Genomic DNA, 6,034 nt, shown 5'->3' with positions numbered 1-6,034 from the left:
GTAGTGGCGGGAGTGCGCAGCTCATGGCCGAGGTCGGCAAACAGTTGGCGGCGACGCTGGTCCAGGCGCTGCAGGGTGTCGTGGGCAGCGCTCAGTTCGCGGGTGCGGGCCTGCACGGCATCTTCCAGCCCGCGCCGTGCTGCATCGGCCTCGGCGCGATGCTGCTGCAGCTCTGCCGCCATGGCGTTGAAATGCTGGGCCACGCGGTCGAATTCGTCGTTGGAGCCGGTGGCCACGCGGTRGTCGAGCGCCCCGGCTTGCAGGGCCTGCGTCCCTTGCAGCAGACGGTCCAGCGGGCGCTGCAGGCGTCCCTTGAGGTGCAACGCCAGCACCACCGCAACGACCAGGGTGATGAGCGCCATGCCGACGGCCTGCGCCCGCAGCACGTCCAGCCCACGCTCGGTGGCGGCGCGCGCCACAGGCACGGCCGTGCGCTGGTGCGCAATGGCGCCGTTGATCAGCTCGCGCAGGTCGCGCCCGCGCGCCATGTCGAACACCTGGGTAAGTTCGGTCCAAAGGGCCGGAAAGTTGGCGCCTTTCTCCAGTGGCACCAGCTGCGCCAGCCGCGCCTCCACCGCCTGGATGTTGTCGCGCAGCAGCTCGGTCACGCCCACGAGCTGGGGCACCTCGGCCGGCATGCTCACGCCTTCACGGCGAGCTAATTCGTTCCACAACGCCAAGTCGCGTCGCACCAGGTCATCGAGGTTGGCGGCGCTGGCGTACATGGCAGCCACCAGGCGCTCGCGCTGCTCCGGCTGGGCATCGGTGTTCATCAGGCGCTGCATGGCCCATACCCGCAGTCGCTGCTTGTTGGCCGACAAATCCAGCAGTTCGGACTGGATGTCGCTCGCCAGGCGGCTGTGCTGGGCATAGTCATTGACGCGGTTGGCCCCCCAATACACAAAGGTGGCCTGGATACACACCAGGGCCACCAGGGCAGCAAATGCCAGAGAGAGTCGTGCGCGGTACATGGTGGGCCAGGAGAAAGGGGGAAGGCCTGAATTATGAGGCAGCGGTGAGGCAGTGATTTTTTCATCCTGACCTTCGGCTCCGCGGGTGCCACATCACCTTGAAGTGCTAGGCTGACTTTGGGCTGCTGCAGCCCCAGGGGGTCACTCTAAATTGAGTCAAACTTCAGCGGATTCATGCGCTGTTCGCCCATAGACAAAAACTATGCCATAAGCCATCAGGCCATACGTGGGCGAATCCTAGTGGCAACCCGAGCGAAACTCTATTGGCGTGCATCCAGCTTCCCGCCTGAAGAACTTGGTGAAGTTGCTGGAGTCGTCGAACCCCAACTCGTCTGCGATGCTGGCGACGGGCTTCCCTGTGTGCGCAAGCAATCGTTTGGCTTCCAGCGAAATCCTGTCCGCCACATACGCTTTGGCGCTAACCCCCGCGACACTCATGGTGACTCGAGTCAAGGTTCTGGTCGTGCAGCCGATCGCATCCGCGTATTGGGCCAGCGTGTGCCACTTGGCAAACGATTGATCCACGAGAAGCCGAAATCGCCGAAAGCGATCCAGCTCTGAAGGTTTGGCGTTGCTGCCGCTGCGTTGTTGCTGGTRCGCGAGAACCAGCCGAAGGAGAACGACGCAAAGCTGGTGCAACAACAAGGCCTCGGCCTCCGGCTTGCCGGCTTGCAAGCGCCCGTCCAGGTGCATCTGCGCGATGGATTGCCGCAGCACCCGCGCCTCGGCACTGTCGAGGGTGAGCTGTACAGGCAGCTCGGCCACTGCCTGAATCAGGCCAGGTTTGCGCGTTTTTCCCTGAGATGCAAAGAGTTGTTCAGGACGAAATAAAACAAGCCAGCCGTCCCAGGGCGTTTCGACGTCGAACTGCTCGACCTGAGACGGCTGCAGAAGCAGTGCAGTTCCGGGCCGACAGTGGATGGGTTCAAAGTCCACCACATGTGTGCACTCGCCGCGAGTGACAAAAATCAACTCATGGAATTCGATGCGGTGCGGRCTGCGCAGGTCCGCTGCAGGCGCACGAGCGCGCAGGTCCCGCATGGAAATGATCTCGATATCGAAGGCGTAGTCAGCCGGCGGCGCGTAGGCGATCCGCTCCAGCGTATTTCCCGTCTCCTTGTTATTTCGACTCATGTCCGATTATTACCATTCCCCGGCAGCTTTCCACCGTGACGGCAGAACGAATGAAACCTATAGTTTGTCCAGACGGTTCCTGGCGAAATGCAGGGCCGACACTCAACCCAGCTAACAGAGGAAGCCATGACCACCCCGATCGAAATTGCACAAAAGTACATTCAAGCCGTTCAATCCGGTGATCAAGCCGCGCTAGGCGCTCTGCTGGCGCCGCACATCGTGTGGCACCAGCCCGGACACAACCGTTTCTCCGGCACGCACCAAGGCCTTCAAGCCGTAGGAACCATGATCGGCGGAATGATGGAGATGTCCAAAGGAACATTTGCGATCACCCAAGCGCATCGCTACATGGCTAATGGCGCCTGGGTCACCGTGGAGCTTGAGTTCAAGGGGCAGCGCGATGGCTTGCTACTGTCCCAGCAAGGCATCGACCTGCTTCGCGTCGAAGAAGGCAAGATCGTTGAAGCCAGGCTGTTCTCGAGTGATCCCGAGCAGGAAGATGCTTTCTGGKGTGTCTGACTGTTGAATTCCGTCGAAATCTGACTCACTGGGGGTGCGGATAAATACTTGGACCGGTTGATGGGATGGGCGAAATCAAGGCAGCGGTGTTCGTCGCTGCAATGCTGCTGGGCATGGGCCTCTTCGAACTGCTGGAGCGACGCGCAGCGCTCGCGCCTCAGAAAGCTTGACCCATGAGCATGGCGTGGACCTGGACGGCCGTTGGCGCGACCGCGGCCGTGCACCTTCTGTACGAGGCGCTGCTCATCCTGCTCCAACGGCGCCAGCCTGAACGCCTCGCACGGGCGCGGCACGCCAGCTTGCGAGAAGAATGATTCCTCGCGGTCTCTGTCCAGAAAGAGTCGGAGAGCCGCCTTTTGCCGGGTGCATTGATCGTGGCCGACAACGCCGACCGGAGCCCGGACTACCTTACCCGGATGCGTTCGCCCGGCAGTGGCTACCTGTCCGTGTCGTTCGGCGAGGACGTGGAGTTATCGATGCGGCTTGGCTGCTGAATTCCGCTGAGGTCTGACCCGAGGGTAGATTTCGACGGTACTCAGCATATAAATGTATGCGACAGCATACAAATTGCACCCAATGTCTATCATGGGTGACATTGCTCGCTCCGGAGGGCCCACCGCCAGCTGCTGCAGCACCCAAGGAAGGTCAGCGCCAACAAGCGATCCCTACGCTGAACTGTTGACCACTCGGCTGGAATCCAGTCAGATCCGCCCAGCCTGGGCAAAAAAACTAGAACGAACTCAGCAAAGTGGGAACGTCCATTCCCAATGCTTTGCACCAGATTTCCAGCTCGACCACGTCCAGCCTTCTACTCCCTCGTTCGCACTTGCTTACCCAGGACTGGGTGACGCGCAATTTTTTGGCCAATTCAACCTGGGTCATGCCGCGTTCTTCCCTGGCAGCGCACAAAGCGGCAAGAAACTGCTTATAGCGCAAGCTGTATCGGGTTTTGAACATGTTAGCCATGGCTGGCCAACTATCCCGATTAGTGCAAAATAGTCTAAATTCGACTATTTTTACAATCCAACAGACGACTACCCCGCGAAAAATGACCAGGCGTAGAAAAAAGCTCACTCACCAACTCTCAATTCCTTGCAAAGATTTCTATGAAAAAATCCTTCAAAAGCCGTTTTGTCGTTGCCCTACTGGCCGCAGTTTCTTTGTCTGTCGCAGCCCAGGAGCTGTATGTTTCCAGCAGCGCCGAGCATCGTGCGTCAGCCGATGCGGTAACTGGCATGCCGCAAACCGCAACCCTGACGGCCGGCGGCTACCCCATCTGGCTGCCTGGCGAGGGCTGGACGCTCCTGTCTGCGACGCCGTCCAAAGGCTTACTGAATAAGGACAACCCGAGCACTGGTGAGTATGTTGTGAGTCGAACCAACTTTGTGCGCATTGAGCAAGGCGTAGTGCGTGACGTTCAAAGCGTGCGGGTTTCCCACGTCGAGAACAAGAAGCACACTTCCTGGACGAACCCAACGCCGTGCGGCGGGGGCGCAGGCGCTCAGGACATCTACGGCGTCGTGCTGAGTGCTGAACAACCGACGTTCACCCGCGGCACCAATTGCGCATTTGTCTCCGTTAACAAATACCAGTCCGGAGCGACGCCCGACATCACGCAACCGCAAAATGCAGCACCTCTTCAGAAACAGGCCATTCGTGTTGGGGTTCTCCGAGACGGCATGAACTCAAAGAAGCTTGACGTGACCTTTGACATCTTCCCGGATTCCGAAGGGTTCACCGGTGGCTGGAGCAAATCGGAAATTGCAGCCGATCCCATCAAGAGCCAGTTCATTGCCCACCTCCAAAGATGGGTGAAGACCCTTCAGGCTGCGGTCGACCAGGCGTATGAGGGCAAGCCCGACGCCTATAAAGAAATGGTGAGCTGGCGTGTCGGTGCCACGCTTTCAAAGCAGTAGTCGAAGGTCACCCCAGATTCTGCTGGAGCCCAGAGTGCTGTGAAATCCCCTGGCGAAATCGTTTTGTTCTGCGGCGACCCGCACGGGCAGTTTGGCCATATCCTGCGAACTGCCGACGAGTTGCGCGCATCAGCAGTCATATTGCTGGGGGACATGGAGCCAGTGCGGCCGCTGCACGAGGAGTTGGCACCGATTTCCGACAAGCTCTGGTACATCCACGGCAATCACGACACCGACAGCGAGCGCAACTGGGATCACCTCTGGGGCAGCAAGCTCGCAGACAAAAACCTCGACGGCCGGGTGGCGACCCTGCCCAATGGCATCCGGATCGCCGGCTTGGGTGGCGTATTTCGGGAAAGTGTCTGGTATCCCAGCCTGCCTACGCCACCAAAATTTCGCAATCGCCAAGAGCATATCCAGGCCACGCCGCAGCAGGACCGGTGGCAAGGCGGTGTGTCGCGCCAACACTGGTCCACCATTTATCCGGACGAACTGGATCGTTTGTCCTTGATGCAGGCGGACATCCTCATCACCCACGAGGCGCCGGGTTATCACCACAACGGTTTTGAAATCCTGGACACCCTGGCGCAAAGCATGGGTGCCAAGGTGACAGTGCATGGGCACCACCACGATAACCTGGATAGCTCCGACCGATGGGGTCAGCAGGGCTTCAGGAGTTTCGGCGTTGGCTTGCGGGGTATTACCGCCATCAACGCGGACGGAAACGCCGCCGTGATCGTCCCCGGCGAGCTGGATGCGCAGCGGGACTTCCGGCAAAAAATACCTGGACGTTTTCAAGAACGCGCCGCCATGAGCCCGATTCTCTTTCTTGACTTCGACGGGGTGCTGCATCCGGAGCCACTCATGGCTAAAAAAAAACTGTCTCAACTCCCTCTCGTGGAAGCAATCCTGCGGGACTTCCCTTCCGTCGAAATCGTCATTTCCTCAGACTGGCGCCTCGATTGGTTCAATGAAGGTGAAGCGGTTGCTGTATCGAACATGCGCCGGCATTTTTCCCCAGACATCGCCTCACGGGTCATCGGAGTCACGCCATTTTTAGGCCGGCGTGAATCGCGAGGTCTGGCTCCGCTGCCCTACCCGCGCGAGGCCGAATGCCTGAAATGGCTTAAATCGAATCGGCCAGCCTGGACTCCATGGATGGCTTTAGATGACCGCGCCTGGTGGTTCTCACCCGGCAGCGTCAACCTTATGCCGATCAATAAAGGCGTCGGATTCACGCCGTCCGATGAAGACGTGTTCCGCGAGCACCTGACGCGGATCACGAAACACCCGATGGACACCAGTAAGGAATATATGACCCTGTTTCTTGACTTCGATGGCGTCCTCCATCCAGACGTTTGCGATAGGGAGAGCCGGTTTTGTAACCGCGATCGGCTCCAGAAAATCCTGCGTGATTTCCCGGAAGTCGACATCGTGTTGACAACAACCTGGCGCCTTCGCTTTCCATTGGACTCTGCAGGCGACACCCTGAAG

At 59.2% G+C, this 6,034-nt stretch carries 6 protein-coding genes and 1 pseudogene; 4 read left to right on the top strand and 3 right to left on the bottom strand.

Features of this window, described 5'->3' with window-relative positions:
• Positions 1-971 (bottom strand): HAMP domain-containing protein (locus AC1D1P_RS12145; protein WP_477673153.1); only part of this gene is annotated, 971 nt, incomplete at its 3' end.
• Positions 972-1,208: 237 nt separating this feature from the next.
• Positions 1,209-2,105 (bottom strand): helix-turn-helix domain-containing protein, encoded by an 897-nt coding sequence (locus tag AC1D1P_RS12140; RefSeq protein WP_477673152.1) that lies wholly within the window; start codon positions 2,103-2,105, stop codon positions 1,209-1,211.
• A gap of 126 nt (positions 2,106-2,231) precedes the next feature.
• Here AC1D1P_RS12140 and AC1D1P_RS12135 point away from each other — a divergent pair, with 126 nt between their 5' ends.
• Both AC1D1P_RS12135 and AC1D1P_RS12130 read left to right on the top strand, forming a co-directional pair.
• On the top strand, positions 2,232-2,624 hold the full coding sequence (locus AC1D1P_RS12135; protein ID WP_477673151.1) for a nuclear transport factor 2 family protein: 393 nt from the start codon (positions 2,232-2,234) through the stop codon (positions 2,622-2,624).
• A 344-nt stretch (positions 2,625-2,968) separates the two neighbouring features.
• Positions 2,969-3,118: pseudogene (locus AC1D1P_RS12130) on the top strand (O-methyltransferase); the annotation flags it as partial.
• A gap of 235 nt (positions 3,119-3,353) precedes the next feature.
• On the opposite strand, the gene AC1D1P_RS12125 reads toward AC1D1P_RS12130, so the two are convergent.
• Positions 3,354-3,581, bottom strand: a complete 228-nt coding sequence (locus tag AC1D1P_RS12125; protein WP_477673150.1) for a helix-turn-helix domain-containing protein — start codon at positions 3,579-3,581, stop codon at positions 3,354-3,356.
• Positions 3,582-3,730: 149 nt separating this feature from the next.
• Between AC1D1P_RS12125 and AC1D1P_RS12120 the strand changes: the two genes are divergently transcribed.
• Both AC1D1P_RS12120 and AC1D1P_RS12115 read left to right on the top strand, forming a co-directional pair.
• A complete protein-coding gene (locus tag AC1D1P_RS12120; protein WP_477673149.1) occupies positions 3,731-4,540 on the top strand; it encodes a hypothetical protein in 810 nt (269 codons plus the stop codon).
• A gap of 39 nt (positions 4,541-4,579) precedes the next feature.
• A partial coding sequence (locus tag AC1D1P_RS12115; protein ID WP_477673148.1) for an HAD domain-containing protein occupies positions 4,580-6,034 on the top strand: 1,455 nt, incomplete at its 3' end.

The sequence above is a fragment of the Polaromonas sp. P1_E1_2 genome (assembly GCF_056406035.1).
The sequence above is the reverse complement of the archived record's forward strand: the minus strand, read 5'-3'. Positions and strand labels throughout refer to the sequence as shown.